Annotated in this window: 10 protein-coding genes; 4 read left to right on the forward strand and 6 right to left on the reverse strand. The window is 56.8% G+C overall.

What is annotated here, in order from left to right; genetic code table 11:
- Nucleotides 1-214 precede the first annotated feature (214 nt).
- On the forward strand, nt 215-1,060 hold the full coding sequence (locus Q0650_RS11070) for an alpha/beta fold hydrolase (protein WP_298818916.1): 846 nt from the start codon (nt 215-217) through the stop codon (nt 1,058-1,060).
- A 245-nt stretch (nt 1,061-1,305) separates the two neighbouring features.
- Here Q0650_RS11070 and Q0650_RS11075 read toward each other — a convergent pair whose 3' ends face one another.
- The 5 genes from Q0650_RS11075 to Q0650_RS11095 all read right to left on the reverse strand — a co-directional run bounded on the left by Q0650_RS11075 (nt 1,306) and on the right by Q0650_RS11095 (nt 7,676).
- The gene (locus Q0650_RS11075; protein WP_298818918.1) at nt 1,306-2,181 is read right to left on the reverse strand and encodes an ABC transporter permease; all 876 of its coding nucleotides are present in this window, start codon (nt 2,179-2,181) and stop codon (nt 1,306-1,308) included.
- Between the two features lie 139 nt (nt 2,182-2,320).
- Nucleotides 2,321-3,301, reverse strand: coding sequence for a 2-dehydropantoate 2-reductase (locus tag Q0650_RS11080; protein WP_298818920.1), 981 nt, complete (start codon nt 3,299-3,301; stop codon nt 2,321-2,323).
- A gap of 66 nt (nt 3,302-3,367) precedes the next feature.
- The gene (coaA, locus tag Q0650_RS11085; RefSeq protein WP_298818922.1) at nt 3,368-4,324 is read right to left on the reverse strand and encodes a type I pantothenate kinase; all 957 of its coding nucleotides are present in this window, start codon (nt 4,322-4,324) and stop codon (nt 3,368-3,370) included.
- 185 nt (nt 4,325-4,509) lie between these two features.
- On the reverse strand, nt 4,510-6,024 hold the full coding sequence (locus tag Q0650_RS11090; RefSeq protein ID WP_333691604.1) for an acyl--CoA ligase: 1,515 nt from the start codon (nt 6,022-6,024) through the stop codon (nt 4,510-4,512).
- A gap of 41 nt (nt 6,025-6,065) precedes the next feature.
- A complete protein-coding gene (locus Q0650_RS11095; protein ID WP_298818926.1) occupies nt 6,066-7,676 on the reverse strand; it encodes a gamma-glutamyltransferase family protein in 1,611 nt (536 codons plus the stop codon).
- Between the two features lie 491 nt (nt 7,677-8,167).
- Here Q0650_RS11095 and Q0650_RS11100 point away from each other — a divergent pair, with 491 nt between their 5' ends.
- The 3 genes from Q0650_RS11100 to Q0650_RS11110 all read left to right on the forward strand — a co-directional run bounded on the left by Q0650_RS11100 (nt 8,168) and on the right by Q0650_RS11110 (nt 14,248).
- Nucleotides 8,168-10,540, forward strand: coding sequence for a bifunctional (p)ppGpp synthetase/guanosine-3',5'-bis(diphosphate) 3'-pyrophosphohydrolase (locus tag Q0650_RS11100; RefSeq protein WP_298818928.1), 2,373 nt, complete (start codon nt 8,168-8,170; stop codon nt 10,538-10,540).
- Between the two features lie 14 nt (nt 10,541-10,554).
- Nucleotides 10,555-11,481: an A/G-specific adenine glycosylase gene (locus tag Q0650_RS11105; RefSeq protein ID WP_298818930.1), complete on the forward strand. Its 927-nt coding sequence runs from the start codon at nt 10,555-10,557 to the stop codon at nt 11,479-11,481.
- A 382-nt stretch (nt 11,482-11,863) separates the two neighbouring features.
- Nucleotides 11,864-14,248 (forward strand): ATP-binding protein, encoded by a 2,385-nt coding sequence (locus tag Q0650_RS11110; RefSeq protein ID WP_298818932.1) that lies wholly within the window; start codon nt 11,864-11,866, stop codon nt 14,246-14,248.
- Nucleotides 14,249-14,560: 312 nt separating this feature from the next.
- Here the strand turns inward: Q0650_RS11110 and Q0650_RS11115 are convergent, their stop codons facing one another.
- Complete coding sequence (locus Q0650_RS11115; RefSeq protein WP_298818934.1) at nt 14,561-15,979, reverse strand: aspartate ammonia-lyase; 1,419 nt, start codon at nt 15,977-15,979, stop codon at nt 14,561-14,563.
- Nucleotides 15,980-16,102 lie beyond the last annotated feature (123 nt).

Genomic DNA, 16,102 nt, shown 5'->3' on the forward strand with positions numbered 1-16,102 from the left:
CTCTGCCTGTTCTCTGTGATCGATGGGCAGTATGTCATTGTTGCGTCGTGTGTATGACGGTTACCGGGTTGTCAGATCGCGTAGCAACTGCAACCCGGTAACATAGCTCGATACAAATGTAAGGATAATTCAGGTGGGCGGACACTGAACCGGCTATCGGGAACAGTCTCTTTCTCCGCCCGTCTGCTGTCTGAAGCCTGGTGACAATGTTCCGATGACGACCATGTCAGTCACCATCCCAACCTATTGTGAGCTCGGAGGCCATGGCCCCCGTCTCATCCATATCGCGCCTGCTAACGGCTTTCCGCCAGAAGCATATGTCCCTCTCGCCGCCGGACTGTCGTCCTTTGGACGCATTCTCGGATACCGGCCACGTCCGTTGCGCGTCGATGGTGATTCGCAACCGGGGGGGACATGGCGCGATTTGGCGGCGGATCTGCTTGCCGATCTGCAAACTGTAACTCACGAACCGGTGATCGGGATCGGTCATTCGCTCGGTGGGATTTTATCGCTCTTTGCCGCAGTCAAACAACCGGCATTGTTTCGCGGCCTGGCACTCATCGACCCGGTCTTCTTTCGCCGACGGCTACAGATGCTGATCTGGCTGCTCCAGCGCAGCGGTCAGGGGCATCGCTTCCCCCTGGCCCAGGGTGCGTTACGCCGACGCGATCACTTTGCCAGCATCGATGAAGCGCGACAGCGCTGGCAAGGTCGCGGCGTGTTTGCCGACTTCACGCCTGCCGCGCTCGAAGGCTATCTCAACGGTGGCTTGCGTCGCCATAGTAATGGCTACAAGCTGGCCTGGCCGAAACAGTGGGAGTCGCACATTTTCGCCTCGTCACCGGTCGATGGATGGCGCGATTTGCGCCGCTGGCAAGGCCCCTTGTTGATTGTGCGCGGCACCCGCTCTGAGCTGATTACCGATTCGGTCTGGCGCCGTTTCCATCGAGCAGTTCCTCATGCCCGGCTGGTTGAAGTTGAGGCCGGCCATATGGTGCCGATGGAGAAACCGGCTGAAGTGGCGGCTATTATTGCCGATTGGTTGCGTGAGTTAACCTGATTGCAGCGCAGTGGGCTGGTAAGGGTAGGAGCAGGATTGCGTTCGTTATGCTCAAGCTGAAGTCGTTGATGCTGGTTGTCCCTGCTTGCTGAGCTTGTCAGTATTCACAAGAGATAGGCTATCTGTCGAAGTGGCAGTGCTTGCCACTTCTTTTCGCGATGAGCGGGCAGAATACGCGCAACCACCCTTGCCGGTCGCAATCAGCATAGCCACTCCAACCTGCTTCCGGGAATAATTTGCCGCGTCTACCCTACCGTCTCGTCTGACCGCACTTCATAGATTGCCATCCACAAACACACAACCGTGATGACGATCGCAAATGCAGTATAGACCAGCCATGGCGACGGTACCCACAGATTACCCACCGAGGAGGGAATCTCCCACAGCCATGGGCCATTGCCGGTTTCGAGCGCACCGGCAGTCATAGACAGCGCAATGAACGGATGCAGACAGAGGAAGGCCCCCATCGTGTAGATGTACCATGGGGAAAGCAGGTCATTGAAGGCGCCAATCAGTAACGAGATGACAAAAAACAAGAATGGCACCAACAACAGGATCGCAATAACCGTACCCTGGGCCAATACCGTCGCAGCCAGTGTCGAGCGCATCACTGTTGACCAGAATAGACCAATCGTTGCGTAGCTGATCGCCGTTGCCAGCAGACCCACAGTGCCGATCAGTACTTCTTGCCCGGTAACGCCCCCAAAAATGAGCGCCAGGCCCGCAATCGGCAACGAAGACGCTATTAGCAGTAGCGCAAAGGCGATGGCAGAGATCAGTTTGCCGATGACGATTTGCCCTGGCGACAACAACGATGCCAGCAGCAGATCGTAGGTTTGTCGCTCTTTCTCACCCACAATTGCGCCGGCAGTCAACGAAGGCGAGAGAAAACAGACCTGTATCAGCGCAGCGGTCATCACCGTAAAGAAGATAGCCTTGCCAAGCGAGCGAGACGCTTCTGGATCATTGAATCTCGTCGAACTGGCAAAAACCGCGTAGATCAGTAAGGTTATTGCGCCGATGACAGTCAGATAGCCGGTCAGAATCAACCAGGCATTGCGTCCGCGAATGCGACCGAATAGCTCGCGATGAAGCACCGGATTAGCAAGCAAATCGCGCATCAGTATACCTCTCTCACCCAATTACGCCGCTGCCTGCGCTCAGATCGAGACGGTCATCCGGCGAGTTGTTTCACCCCGGTATTGCCACGATCTCCCTGTTTATGGTATCACAAGAAGGTTCCGGCTGCTCATCGACCCATCACTGCCCGCAATTAATCCGATCCAACAGCGAGGTAACGGCATAGATCGCGCGCAAGGTAGGCGCCGGCGTGCCGGTCAATTCGGCCAATTCAACCACTGCCCCCAATAAGGCGTCAATCTCAGTGGGACGTTTGGCTTCAATATCCTGCAACATCGAGGTCTTATGAGCGCCGATCTCTTCGGCCATTCGAATCCGACGCTCGATAGAGACTGGAAACCGCGCGCCCAACGTCTCGGCAACCTGTTGCGCTTCTGCCATCATCGTTGCCGCCAATGTGTACGTACCCTGATCGGCGATAATCCGGTCAAGCGTAGCGCGTGTCAACGCACTGATCGGGTTGAAGGAGAGATTACCCCACAGCTTGAGCCAAATCTCATTGCGAATATCGGTTTTCACCGGCGCGCGCAGACCAACCGATTCGAGCAGTTTACTCAGCCGCATCGTCCGTTCGCTGCGACTGCCATCAGGTTCGCCAAGTGTAAACCGATTGCCCTCGATGTGGCGGATCACACCGGGTCGCTCGATGGCTGCTGCCGGATAGACCACACAGCCGATCACGCGCTCGATTTCAGTATTGGCAGCAATCACACCGCCGGGATCGACCGACTCGATCCGTCGCCCTTCATAAGGGCCGCCATGACGCAGAAAATACCACCATGGAATACCGTTTTGCGCGTACACCACTGCTGTAGTTGGGCCGTAGAGGGCGCGCATCGGCGCCGCCAGCGCCGGCAACGATTGCGCCTTCACCGCCACAATCACCATATCGTGCTGGCCGGCAGCAATCATATCGGCAGTGGCCATTGCCGGTTTCACCACCTCCTGGCGGCCATCCTGGTATATGATGGTCAATCCATGCGCTTCAATCGCGGCCAGATGCGCACCCCGCGCAATGAGAGTCACTTCGGCCCCGGCCTGAATCAACTTCGCGCCGAGCCAGCCCCCAATTGCGCCAGCCCCAACAATGCAAATCCGCATATCACTTCCTCACTTATGACCAGCCGCCACGACCGAGAGGGCTACCTTTGGCCAGCAGTTACGCTACTACAACTTCCGCAGATAGACCCGCTCGAGTTCATGCCGCGACCCTTTAACCAGTATCAGATCGGCGCTCCAGCGCGTCGGCTCGATGTTTTGCTTCAAGTTGATGTAGTTAATTTCACGCCAGATCCGGCGAGCAGTCGCAATTGCCTCAGTTTCACTCAACTCAGCATAGCGGCGAAAATAGGATGAAGGGTCGCGGAAAGCCGTTTCACGCAACCGCAAAAAGCGCTCGATATACCATTGCTCGAGATCGCGCTCATCAGCATCGACATAGATAGCAAAATCGAAGAAATCAGACACATAGAGCTGCGGTTCACGGCGATGACTGGCGCCACGTTGCAACACATTCAGACCTTCGACGATCAGCACATCCGGGTGATCGACCACCTGCACCTGATCGGGCACTATGTCGTAGATCAGATGTGAATAGACCGGCGCCGTCACCGGACCATAACCCGATTTAATATCGGCCATGAATTGTAACAAACGCCGCCGATCATAACTCTCTGGAAAACCTTTGCGGTGCATGATGCCCCGCTCTTGCAACACTCGATTAGGGTAGAGGAAGCCATCGGTGGTGATGAGATCAACCTTCAACCGGCCAGGACCGCGCGTCAACAGCGCCTGCAAAATGCGCGCTGTGCTACTCTTGCCAACTGCCACGCTACCGGCAATCCCGATCACATATGGCACGCGCGCTGTTGCCGAACCAAGAAAAGAACTCGTTGCCTGATATAATCGGCAGGCATTTTCATAGTAGAGCTGTAACAGGCGAACCAACGGCAAATAGATGTCAGCCACATCTTCGATTGAGACGCTGTCATTGAGACTAACCAGCGAATCCAGTTCGGCTGCGCTCAGCGGCATTGGCGTACCATTCCGCAATGCCGCCCATTCTGCGCGCGAAAAAGCCAGGTAGGGCGAGAGACGCCGTTCGAGTTCAGGCTTGAGAGTCATGCCGCTTCCTGTCCATCAACAACGGGCATTGATTACCGGCAGCACCATTGCAACGTTACGCATGCTCGCGCATTTGCGATCGCAAATGCTAGTATCATACCAGTTATCGTCAATTTGCCGACAAACCAAACCCCGGCGCTTGCGCCTTACGCTCGCCACGGCGATACATGCGCGCCTCGGCGCAGCTACACCAAACCCAACGTTTTGGACATCGTAATACGCTGTAATTTGCCGGTAGCACCGCGTGGCAAGGCATCGAGAATATGGATCGCCCGCGGCACTTTGAAATCGGCCAGCAGACCGGCGCAGTGATCACGCAATTCGCGTTCACTGGCTTGCATTCCCTCGCGCAAGACGACCGCCGCATGCACTTCTTCCCCTAATGTTGGGTGAGGGACAGCAAAAGCCAGCGCCTCGGCCACTGCCGGATGGCGCAGCAATACATCGTCGATCTCAAGCGGGGAAATCTTTTCACCACCGCGATTGATCAACTCTTTAATTCGACCGGTCAGACAGAGATAGCCATCCTCATCGAGATACCCTTGATCACCGGTGCGGAACCAACCATTCACAAACGCAACCGCATTTGCGTCAGGGTTGTTCTCGTAACCGTCAACCACATTTGGCCCACGCACCACTACCTCACCTTTAGTGCCTGCCGGTAACAGTTGGCCATGTTCGTCCATAATAGCAACTTCCACCCCGAAACCAATTCCAACCGAGCCGGCTTTCCGCTGAGCGGGCGGCAATGGATTAGAAGTCATCTGATGCGACGCCTCAGTCATGCCGTAACTCTCAATCACCGGCGCGCCAAAGACCTGTTCCATCCGTTCCATCACCACTGGCGGCAGTGGCGCACTTGAAGAACGGATGAAGCGAAACGGATTGGCGGCAATGATCGCCGCATTTCGCTCAGCGCGCGCCAGCAAGACCTGATGCATTGTCGGCACTGCTGAGTACCAGGTAGGCCGCTCCTGCTCAACCCAGCTCCAAAACTTGAGCGCATCGAAACCGGGCGGGCAGATCACTGCGCCTCCGGCAGCGAGCTGACTGAGCAATGAGGCCACGATACCATGAATATGAAAGAGTGGCATTACGCAGAGCGAGCGGTCAGCGGCGCTCAGCCGGTAAGTGGCAATGATATTGGCTGTCGAAGCAGTCAGATTGCGATGGCGGATCGGCACTCGCTTGGGCCGACTGGTCGTGCCACTGGTATGCAGAATCATTGCCACATCGTCAGGCCCGGCCATCCCATCGTGGCGCGGCGCGCCAACCGCACCACTGGCAGAAAACGTCAGGTTTCCTTCGGTATTTAACGCCGCCTCGATCAGCAACATTCCTGGCCGCAGGGCAGCCCGTGCCTCTTCACCCTCGCCGGGAGCTACGATCAAAGCCCGCGCATTGGTATCTTCGTAATAAAAGGCAAACTCCTCTCGCCGATACCTGGGGTTAAGCGGCGCAGCGGTAGCTGCTGTGGCCGCAGCCAGAAAAGCCATTGCCATCACCGGGCCATTGCCAAGCGCAATGGCGATCCGGTCGCCACGCCCCAACCCGCGCGCCTGCAACCACTCGGCCAACCGGCTTACCTGCGCTTGCACCTCAGCAAACGTCCACACCTGCCCGCCAGGGGCGATCAACGCCGGATCGCGCTCGGCGCCGGCGCGCAAAAGTTCAAACAGCGTCGCTCTGCGCATCGTCATTGTCATTGATCTCCACTGACCCTCAAACCAACCGTAGCTCTCTACCAGCCTACAGCCAGCCCATCACAACGCGGTTCGGTACCGGCTACATAACACCCGCTGGCTAACCGCCAGATCGCCTGCCCTCGCCCAAAGCCACCTAATTCACTCTCAACGACCACCTGATGACCACGCGCAGCCAGACCCTCTATCACATGGCGCGGCGTCTCAAGTTCCAGACGCAACGTACCATCGCGCTCCCAGCGCCACCGCGGCGCATCGAGCGCCGCTTGCGGATGCAGCCCGTAATCGAGGGTATTAACGATGACCTGCACGTGACCTTGCGGTTGCATATGCGCACCCATCACGCCAAAGGGGCCAATTGGCGCGCCATCTTTGCTGAGAAAACCGGGAATGATAGTATGGAACGGTCGCTTGCCGGGCGCTACCTGATTGGGATGACCGGGCGTAAGCGTGAAACCACACCCGCGATTGTGCAGCGCAATGCCGTAATCAGGGATCACCACCCCTGACCCAAAACCCATGTACGTCGATTGGATCATGCTGACCATCATGCCATCACGGTCAACTGCGGCAAAATAGACGGTACCGCCTTGCGGCAATGCTGACGGACCGTAATTACCTGCCCGTTCGCCGATCAGCCGACTGCGCGCTGCCAGCCGCTCGCGATTGAGCAGCTCTTTGACAGGGACAGCAACCTTCGCCGGATCAGCCACATAGGCAAACGCATCGGCAAAAGCCAGCTTCATCGCCTCAATCTGCCAGTGGAAAGAGGCAGCAGAATCTCGCGGATAGCGGGACAGATCGACCTGATCGAGCATGCCAAGCGCCATCAATGCGGCAATACCCTGCCCGTTTGGCGGAATTTCATGCACTTTGTAGCCGCGGTATTGCATACAGATCGGCGTCACCCACTCCGAGCAGTGCGCCGCCAGATCTTCGGCGCGCAGCAGGCCACCGGTAGCGCGGGCAAAGCGGTCGATCGCCAGCGCAATTTCACCGCGATAGAAGACATCAGCGCCGTGACGCGCAATGAGACGGAGCGTGCGGGCATGACCGGGACTCACGAAACGCTCACCGGGACGTGGCGCGCGGCCATCAATGCTAAACGTGGGCAGGAAACCGGCAAATTCGGGACCGCTACGCGCATGCGCCATCACCACTCCCCGCGCCCAAAAGTAGGCCACCATCGGCGGCACCGGCGCACCCTCTTCGGCATAGGCGATAGCCGGCGCCAGCACCTGCGTCAGCGGCAAGCGACCAAACCGGTCGTGCATATCTCCCCACAACCGCACCACTCCCGGCACCGTTACCGGCCACCAGCCATGTACCGGCATCTCGTGGTGACCTGCCGCTGCCAACGCTTCAGCAGTAAGACCAGTTGGGGCCGCGCCTGATCCGTTGATACCGTAAAGATTGTCACCGGCCCAGATCAGGGCAAATCCATCACCACCCAAACCATTTGAGGTTGGCTCAAGCACGGTCAACGCAGCGGCAGTAGCTATCGCTGCATCAACGGCATTGCCCCCAGCCTGCAACACCTGCATACCGGCCTGCGATGCCAGCGGATGGCTACTGGCAACAATACCGCGTTCGGCAACTACTGGCACCCGCCTTCCAGGGTAGGGGAAATGGTGCAGGTTGAGATCCATGACAAGGCTCCTTCGCGCAAGAGAGGCGGATCGTGACGTGATATTTGATTATACAATGAATAATACTGCAGCCTGACAACGCGACGAGACAACCTCAAATGCGAGCGTTACCTGCAAGCTGGCTTGACATCACTGCTCGCTGATGTTATCCTACATAACAATAGAAATAACATTTGTTGCGATCGCGGATGATCGTTACAGGGTGAAAAGATGCGGCCTGGCGTTGCACGCCGGGCGTTTTTGATCAGGTATTGCCGGGATCAAGCGCTCACTACCCGCATGGCCGGCAGCAATGCTGCGGTAATCCCGGCGCAGCACTTACCGAGCTACACCCTGCACGATGGCAGGCAGCAGACCGGAACAGCTAGCAGAGCGCGCATTGCTCATCAGGCATACGCAGCCAATATATGTTACGAGCGAACGCATGGGCTTGACCCGGCAGCAACAAGCCTCGTCAGCAGTTTATGGCCACCTGAACTGGAGCGGCTATCATGGATGACGCAACGATTACCTCTTCCCTGGAGCTGGTCTTAGAGACGCCAGATGGTGCAGCAATGAACGAATCGCTACCACCACTTGCGGCTGAGCTGCTGAAACATAAAGTGATGCTCACCATTGTCGAGCAGCAACAGCGTCGCGGTTGTCAGGCCACGCTCGAAACCGTACAAGGCGCCTTCGTACAGGCCTATCACTCGCCCTCGGTAGAAGCACTCATTGCCCGCCACCGCGAATACCTCCCCAACGCCGATTTTGATCTCATTCGCCGCTCATATGCCCTCGCCGCTGTCGCTCACGAAGGACAGCGCCGCCAGTCTGGTCAACCTTACCTCGATCACCCGATTGAAGTGGCCCTGATTTTGCTCGATCTCCGGCTCGATACCGAATCAATCGCAGCGGCACTATTGCACGACGTAGTAGAAGACACCGGCGTCCCGTGTGAAGTGATCGAGCGCTTCTTCGGTAAGCAGGTCGCCAATCTAGTCGATGGCGTTACCAAGCTCTCAGGTTACGAAAACAAGAGCAAAGAAGAGGTACAGGCCGGCACCTATCGCAAGCTGATCATCGCCTCTGCCGATGATCCACGGGTGGTCTTGATCAAACTTGCCGACCGCCTCCACAACATGCGCACGATTTACGCCACTCCGCCGCAAAAACAGCAGCGGGTCGCGCGCGAGACGCTCGACATCTATGCGCCGCTGGCCCACCGTCTCGGCATGTGGCAGATGAAATCAGAGCTGGAAGATCTCGCGTTCAAAACGCTGCATCCCGACCGTTACAAAGAGATTGCCCAGGGCCTGGCGATGCGCAAAGAGGCGCGTGACCGCATCGTGCAGCGCGTCATTGCCCAGTTGAAAGAGGCCCTGGCTCGCGAAGGCGTCAAAGCCGAAGTCACCGGGCGCTCAAAACATATCTATTCGATCTGGCGCAAGATGGAACGTAAGGGTGTGCCGCTTGAGCGAATCTATGATCAGCTCGCGGTACGCATCATTGTCGAAGATACTACTAATGAAGTCGGGGCATGTTATCAAGCGATGGGTGTCGTCCATAGCAAAATGAATTGGACGCCGGTTATGTCGGAGTTTGATGACTACATCGCCGCCCCTAAAGAGAGTTCGTATCGTTCCATCCACACCACGGTTATTTTGCCCGAAGGTCTGCATTGCGAAGTGCAGATCCGCTCGCGGAAGATGCACGAAGAAGCCGAACACGGGATTGCGGCTCACTGGCGTTATAAAGAAGGCTTCAATAACCGCAGCGACAAAGACTATGAGAATAAGATTCGCTGGTTGCGCGAACTGATTTCGTGGCGCAACGAGACGACCGATAGCGAATTTGTTGACATGCTGCGCGCTGAGTTTGAAGAGCGCGTTTTTGTTTTTACGCCCAAAGGTAAGATTATCGATCTGCCAGAGGGTTCAACGCCGATCGATTTTGCCTATCGCATTCACTCTGAAGTGGGCCACAACTGTATCGGCGCAAAGGTCAATGACCGGATCGTGCCACTCGATTACCAGTTGCGGAATGGCGAAATTGTCGAGATTCTTACGGCAAAGTCGCCTCGCGGCCCGAGCCGTGACTGGCTGCGCATCGTGAAAACTCCTTCGGCCAAGAATCATATCAAGCGCTACTTCCGCCGTCTCGAACGCGAAGAGAATATCAATGCTGGCCGCGAGATGCTCGAGAAAGAGCTGAAGCGGTTCGGTCTCACGCACGTTAGCTTTGAAAAGCTGGTGGAACTGGCCGGCCCCTCAGTGCGCTCGGTTGACGATCTTTTCTATCAAATCGGGGTCGATGATCTCAATGAGCGCGCGCTGATCCAGAAATTATTATCTTCCCAAGAGCCACCGGCACCTGAACCTCTGCCAGCCTCTTCCCAAAGTCAGCCACTTGCCCGGGTAAGCGCTAATGGAGAAATCTTTCTTGAGAATACCGGCAGGATTCCTTCGCGACTGGCTCGTTGTTGTAATCCTATCTTCGGCGAACCGATAGTCGGCTTCACCACTCGCGGTCGTGGCGTCACCGTTCATCGCACTGATTGCCGCACCATCCAAAATCTGAGTGAGAGCGAGAAAGGTCGGCTGATGCCGGTCTGCTGGGGTAGTAACAATGGATCAAACCAGCAATTTCCGGTGCCGTTACGCATCGAAGCCTGGGATCGAGTTGGCCTGTGGCGCGACATTTCGCATGTGATTGCTGAAGCCGGTATCAATATCACTGATGTTCATCAGAGTAAAAAATCCCGTGCTGATGGACGCACAGCCCTCAATGTCACGGTTTCTCTCAATTCGATGACTCAGTTATCGCCGCTGATCGAAAAGATTAACCGTATTCCTGATGTGATCGATGTCTATCGTAGAACCTAGCGCGCCCGTTGTCGATGATTGAGTCAATCCAATCTGATTTGCTGCAATGGTTTGCATCCCATGCGCGCGATCTGCCCTGGCGACGCACACGTGATCCGTATGCAATAATGGTCGCCGAAATCATGCTTCAGCAGACGCAGGTTGATCGAGTCATCCCCAAATATCACGCCTTTCTGGCCGCTTTTCCCACGCTGACGGCGCTGGCTGCTGCTCCTACCGCCGAAGTCATTCGCCTGTGGGCCGGGCTTGGCTACAACCGACGCGCGATCAATCTGCAACGCGCTGCCCAGATCATCGTCACGCAGCACAACGGGCAGGTACCGGATTCAGTCGCTGTCTTGCGCACCTTGCCCGGCATCGGCCCCTACACCGCAGGCGCAATTGCCTGTTTCGCGTTCGAGCAGGATGTAGCCTTCCTTGACACCAATATTCGCCGTGTCGTGCAACGACTTTGTGTTGGCGCAGACCACGAAGCAACCGCCACCAACGCCGACCTGCTGGCCCACGCCGCGGCACTCATCCCACCAGGACAGGGATGGACATGGAATCAGGCCATTATGGAACTTGGGGCGTTGATTTGCACTGCCAGTAATCCGGCTTGCTGGCGTTGTCCGCTGCGCCGGCATTGTCGCGCTTATACCAATGCTCTAAACGCCGAGCCTGCTTTGCTGGCGCCTGTCGTTGCGCCGACGATGAAGCGGGTTGCCGAACCACGGCCTACCGAACCATTCGTAGGTTCGCGCCGCTGGTATCGTGGCCGGATTATCGCTGCGCTGCGCGCGCTCCCCACTGGCGCCATCCTGCCTCTGTTCGAATTAGGGCAACAGGTGCGCGCAGATTTTACTGCCGATCTTGAACCCTGGCTGCAAGAGCTGGTGCGCGATCTCGAGCGTGACGGGTTACTGGTGGTGAATGAACAAGGCGCGCGATTGCCAGATTGAGGTTCGGGTAGATTAGATCTGCCGCCGAATGCTACCTTATCTTTCAGTCTGATCGCAGGTAAATTTCTGCAACCACCTGACGCAATCCTGCCTGATTCTCGATCATAGCCTGACGATTCAAGCGATCAACCTGATAACCTTGCCCGCTTGCTTGCGATCGGACTCTGGCTAAAATGTCCGGTGAGGTTACATCTGAGTGGCCGGCTGTAACGCCAACTGCCATGATCACTGAACATGCCAATTGGCCGACTGGCTAGAATCGTTCACGTCAGCACACAGCGCTCTCATTGACCGACCGCCAGGATAGAAGCGTGAGATCAAACTGCAATGCGAGCCGACTCACCAAAACCAGAGCCAGACCAGATTTGAGGAGACGCACTCCATGCACGCAATTCCTCTTCCCTTACGTGGATCGCTGATCGGATTGTGGATCGCCGCAGTGCTGGTGGGAAGCATCTCGATTCTGCTGGCGCCACCGGCTCCTTTCGATGTAGCAACGTGGCTGGCAGTCATCTTGTTTGCGTTGGGTCTGACCATCTTCGAAACCCTGACGCTTGTCCGCGACGGCGACCGTCCTTTAGCGGTAACCCTGGCGCTGCTCATTGCTGCAATGATCATCTTGCCCTGGCCGCTCTTCCTCCTGGCCACAGCGATCGGAGCAATTGCCGGCGCGCTGGCTCGCAATATGCTCTGGTGGCAGGCGCTTGCATTACTGGCAGTGCGCTGGATCGCATTAACCGCCGGTAGCGTGGTGTTAATGCTGTTTGCTCAGCAACATGTCTATGGCGTCAATGTTGCGTCACCGGCAATGATCATCGGGTTAAGTTTGTGTGGCGTGATCGTTTACCTGATCGAACGTGTAGCCAGCGCTAGCCTGACCGTCCCCCTATCTGGAGAGCGCTTCTTGACAAGTTTGTCGTTGCGGCTTGACGATGCCGGCTGGTACGGATTGATCTTTGCCCCGTTAGGCGGCATACTGGCCATTCTCTGGCAACAGGAGGTGTGGGCTTTTGCGCTCGGTCTGGCGCCATTAGCTATGGCGCAGATCAGCATGCGGCGCCAGAACCGGTTAGAAGAGGCTCTCTCTGCCGCCGATGCGCAATTAAGAACGGCTAATGCCCGACTGCAGAATCTCTCGCAGCAGAGCGATCATTTGCAAAATCTGGTGGTTTCGCTGATGACCAGCCGGGACGTTCCGACCATGCTCCATCTGCTTGGTGAACGTCTGATCGGCCTGATGAAGGCCGATTGCGCATGGGTAACCCTCTACGATGAGTATGGCAATTTGCAACTGGTTGCCAGCCACCATCTGCCGGTACCTACTGAGGGAGTCGGCCCACAGCCCATTCCCCTTCCCCAAGCTTACGAATCTGCACTTGAACGCGGTCGCGTCACCCTCTTCACCGATCAGCACGTGCAGACACTGGCGCCGGTAACCGCATTGCGCCAGCATTCACCCTGGCAAGCCATCATACTGTTGCCACTCCTCGATGAACGACAACGGTTAGGCGCCGTTTGTTTGGCTTTCGAAACAGTGCGTGGCCTCAAAGAGGATGAGCAGCGCCTGCTGGCAGCCTTTGCCCGCCATGCTGCCGCAGCCATTCAAAATGCGCGCCTCTTCCGCCGCTGGCAGGAAACCCAGACGGAACTGGGACGCTCGGCTAAACTGGCCGCAGTCGGCACGTTTGCTGCCAGTATTGCGCACGAATTTAACAATCTGCTGGCTGGTATGTTAGGCTATGCTCAACTCGGTCTGGCTGATGATCAGGTTGAGACGAAGAATGAGGCTTTGAAAGTGGTGCTCGATACCTGCAAGCGGGGACGCAGTATCACCGGGAGCCTGCTTACCTTTGCCCGTCGGCGCGACTCGCGCCGCGAGTTGTCTGATTTACGGGAAGTGATCGATGGTACGATCACCCTGATGGAGATCGAACTGCGAAAACACAACATCAGGGTAGTCCGTAAGATCGAGATGGTTCCCCCGACGATTTGTGATGCCGGGCAAATTTCACAGGTCTTTCTCAACCTGCTGACCAATGCCCGCGATGCTATGAAACCACAGGGTGGCACACTAACCGTCACCCTCAGGTCTGAAGCTGACTGGATCATCCTACAGGTAGAAGATACCGGTCATGGCATTCCTGAAGCAATCCGCCGACAGATCTTTCAACCGTTTGTGTCAACCAAAAATACCACGGGGAGTCAGTCAGGTACCGGCCTGGGCCTGGCGGTCTCTTACGGTATCATCCAAAACCACAACGGTCAATTCGAGGTCGAGAGCGAGGTTGGCAAAGGAACTAAAATGACGATTCGCCTGCCCATCGTGCAGGAAGAGGCTCAGCCCGACAACCTATCACCTATTCCACCGCAAAAGATTCTGGTGATTGACGACGATGAAGCGTCCGCGCAAACCTTGACCAACCTGCTGACCCAGGCCGGTCATCACGTCACCTACTGCGCGCATAGCGCCGAGGCAGTGGCAATCTATACCGCCAATCAGTTTGACCTCGTGCTATCGGATGTCGTTATGCCCGAACTCGATGGTATCAGTCTGCTGAATGTCTTGCGTTCCTACGATCCAACGGTCAGTGTCATTCTGTTTACCGGCCAAATCGAACCCGATCAGGTCGCGACAATGGCGGCCAGTGGCGCCTACGCCGTGCTGCGCAAGCCCTTCGCCGCCGACGAGTTACTCGCTACCGTGCAGGCTGCTTACCACGATCGCGAACGCGCCCGGCGCGCCCTGGCCGGGGTGAGGAGTGACTGAGGCGCACCCAGAACAGTGACATGGCGCGGTCATGCGCAAGGCGCCAGACACCTGACTGCGACTGTAATGTCCCACACGAGCCGGAACGCCATCTCTGGCGCGCCTGGAGATTGCTGCCCATTGGCGAGACAGGTCTATGGGGCAAAGGTATCTCACCCTGCGCAAAGGTCATGCGTGTAGCAGGCCGGCACTTTCCTTATCCCCCTTCGAGCGCATACCCCACAAAGACAGGGAGTAACGAACAACACAAAGGGAACGGATGAACACCTTGCCGGCGGCGTGATGTTCACACGTTCCCCACATATTTATTTCTTAACCTGCCGCGGCAATACCCTGAATACCGCCCTCGGTCATCTTATACACATCGAGCAGAGCATCCACCTGTTCGGCGGTGAGCAAGCCCTTCTCGACCACCACTTCTTTGATTGTCTTGCCGGTAGCCATCGCCTCTTTCGCAACCGCAGCGCCGTTGAGATAACCGATCACCGGATTGAGAGCAGTGACCAGAATGGCATTCTTGGCCAGCCAGCCAGCCGCTTTCTCTCGATTTGCCGTAATACCAACGACACACTTCGTCGTAAAGGCGTTAATGGCACCGATCATCACATGCATCATCTCAAACAGGTTGTGGGCAATGATAGGCATCATCACATTCAGCTCAAGCTGCCCGGCCTGCGCCGCCAGCGCAACGGTCAGATCGCAACCCTGCACGTGATAACAGGCCATATTCATCATCTCGGCCAGCACCGGGTTGACCTTGCCCGGCATAATTGACGACCCGGGTTGCACTGCCGGTAGCCGAATCTCATCGAGACCGGTTGCCGGCCCCGACGAAAGCAGGCGAAGGTCGTTGGCAATGCGGCCTAGCGTGATGGCCAGCGTGCGCAGGCTGGCTGAGAAATCGGCAGGATCGGCCATACTCTGCATCGACTCGAACAAATTGCCCGATGAGTACAGCTCGTGACCGGTCAATTCAGACAGTTTTTCCACCATACGCGCATGGTATTCGGGGTGGGCATTGAGACCGGTTCCGGTTGCAGTGCCACCGATACCAAGCCGGCGCAATCGGTTGGCGGCAGTCACGATTCGCTCCATATCGTTGCGCACCGCTTTGGCGTAAGCGCCGAACTCTTGTCCGAGTCGCACCGGCACAGCATCTTGCAGGTGAGTGCGGCCTGACTTCACCACATCATCGAATTCAACCGCCTTGGCTTCCAGAGCATTAGCCAGATCGTCAATTGCGGCCAGCAATTCCGGCAAGCGCCACAAGCAGCCGAGCCGGATTGCGGTTGGGATGGTGTCGTTCGTCGATTGCGCCATGTTCACATGGTCATTTGGGCTGACCGGCTTTTTCGGATCATCGAGGCTATAACCCAGAATCTGGTTAGCCCGATTCGCCAGCACTTCGTTGACGTTCATATTGTGTGAAGTGCCGGCGCCGGCCTGAAACGGATCGACCACGAACTGATCGGCGTGCTGACCGGCCAGAACCTCTTCGGCGGCTTGAATGATTGCATTGGCGATCGGCGGATCGAGCAAACCCAGATCGCGATTGACTTCAGCCGCAGCCCGCTTGATCATCGTCTGCGCCCAGACAAAGGCGGGATAGGGGCGCATACCGCTAACCGGGAAGTTTAACACCGCGCGCTGCGTTTGCGCGCCGTACAACGCATCAGCCGGCACCTGCATCTCGCCCAACGAATCGCGCTCAATGCGATAACGCTCAGTCATACATTCAGCTCCTTTCATGCGCCAGGGGTGCCCACTGACCCCTGTTCGACATGGGGATGATTGCTGCACGAGGCGATTGTATCACACCCGGTAAACGCAGTTCACAATTGCTGCTGCTGTCTC

Source organism: uncultured Chloroflexus sp., assembly GCF_937129525.1.
Taxonomy (GTDB): Bacteria; Chloroflexota; Chloroflexia; order Chloroflexales; family Chloroflexaceae; genus Chloroflexus.

Bases quoted from the DNA above. Each gene is read 5' to 3' on its own strand.
- Q0650_RS11115 (WP_298818934.1), bottom strand. From the start codon at position 15,979: ATGACTGAGCGTTATCGCATTGAGCGCGATTCGTTGGGCGAGATGCAG.
- coaA (WP_298818922.1), bottom strand. From the start codon at position 4,324: ATGACTCTCAAGCCTGAACTCGAACGGCGTCTCTCGCCCTACCTGGCT.
- Q0650_RS11080 (WP_298818920.1), bottom strand. From the start codon at position 3,301: ATGCGGATTTGCATTGTTGGGGCTGGCGCAATTGGGGGCTGGCTCGGC.
- Q0650_RS11110 (WP_298818932.1), top strand. From the start codon at position 11,864: ATGCACGCAATTCCTCTTCCCTTACGTGGATCGCTGATCGGATTGTGG.
- Q0650_RS11100 (WP_298818928.1), top strand. From the start codon at position 8,168: ATGGATGACGCAACGATTACCTCTTCCCTGGAGCTGGTCTTAGAGACG.
- Q0650_RS11075 (WP_298818918.1), bottom strand. From the start codon at position 2,181: ATGCGCGATTTGCTTGCTAATCCGGTGCTTCATCGCGAGCTATTCGGT.
- Q0650_RS11105 (WP_298818930.1), top strand. From the start codon at position 10,555: ATGATTGAGTCAATCCAATCTGATTTGCTGCAATGGTTTGCATCCCAT.
- Q0650_RS11095 (WP_298818926.1), bottom strand. From the start codon at position 7,676: ATGGATCTCAACCTGCACCATTTCCCCTACCCTGGAAGGCGGGTGCCA.
- Q0650_RS11070 (WP_298818916.1), top strand. From the start codon at position 215: ATGACGACCATGTCAGTCACCATCCCAACCTATTGTGAGCTCGGAGGC.
- Q0650_RS11090 (WP_333691604.1), bottom strand. From the start codon at position 6,024: ATGACGATGCGCAGAGCGACGCTGTTTGAACTTTTGCGCGCCGGCGCC.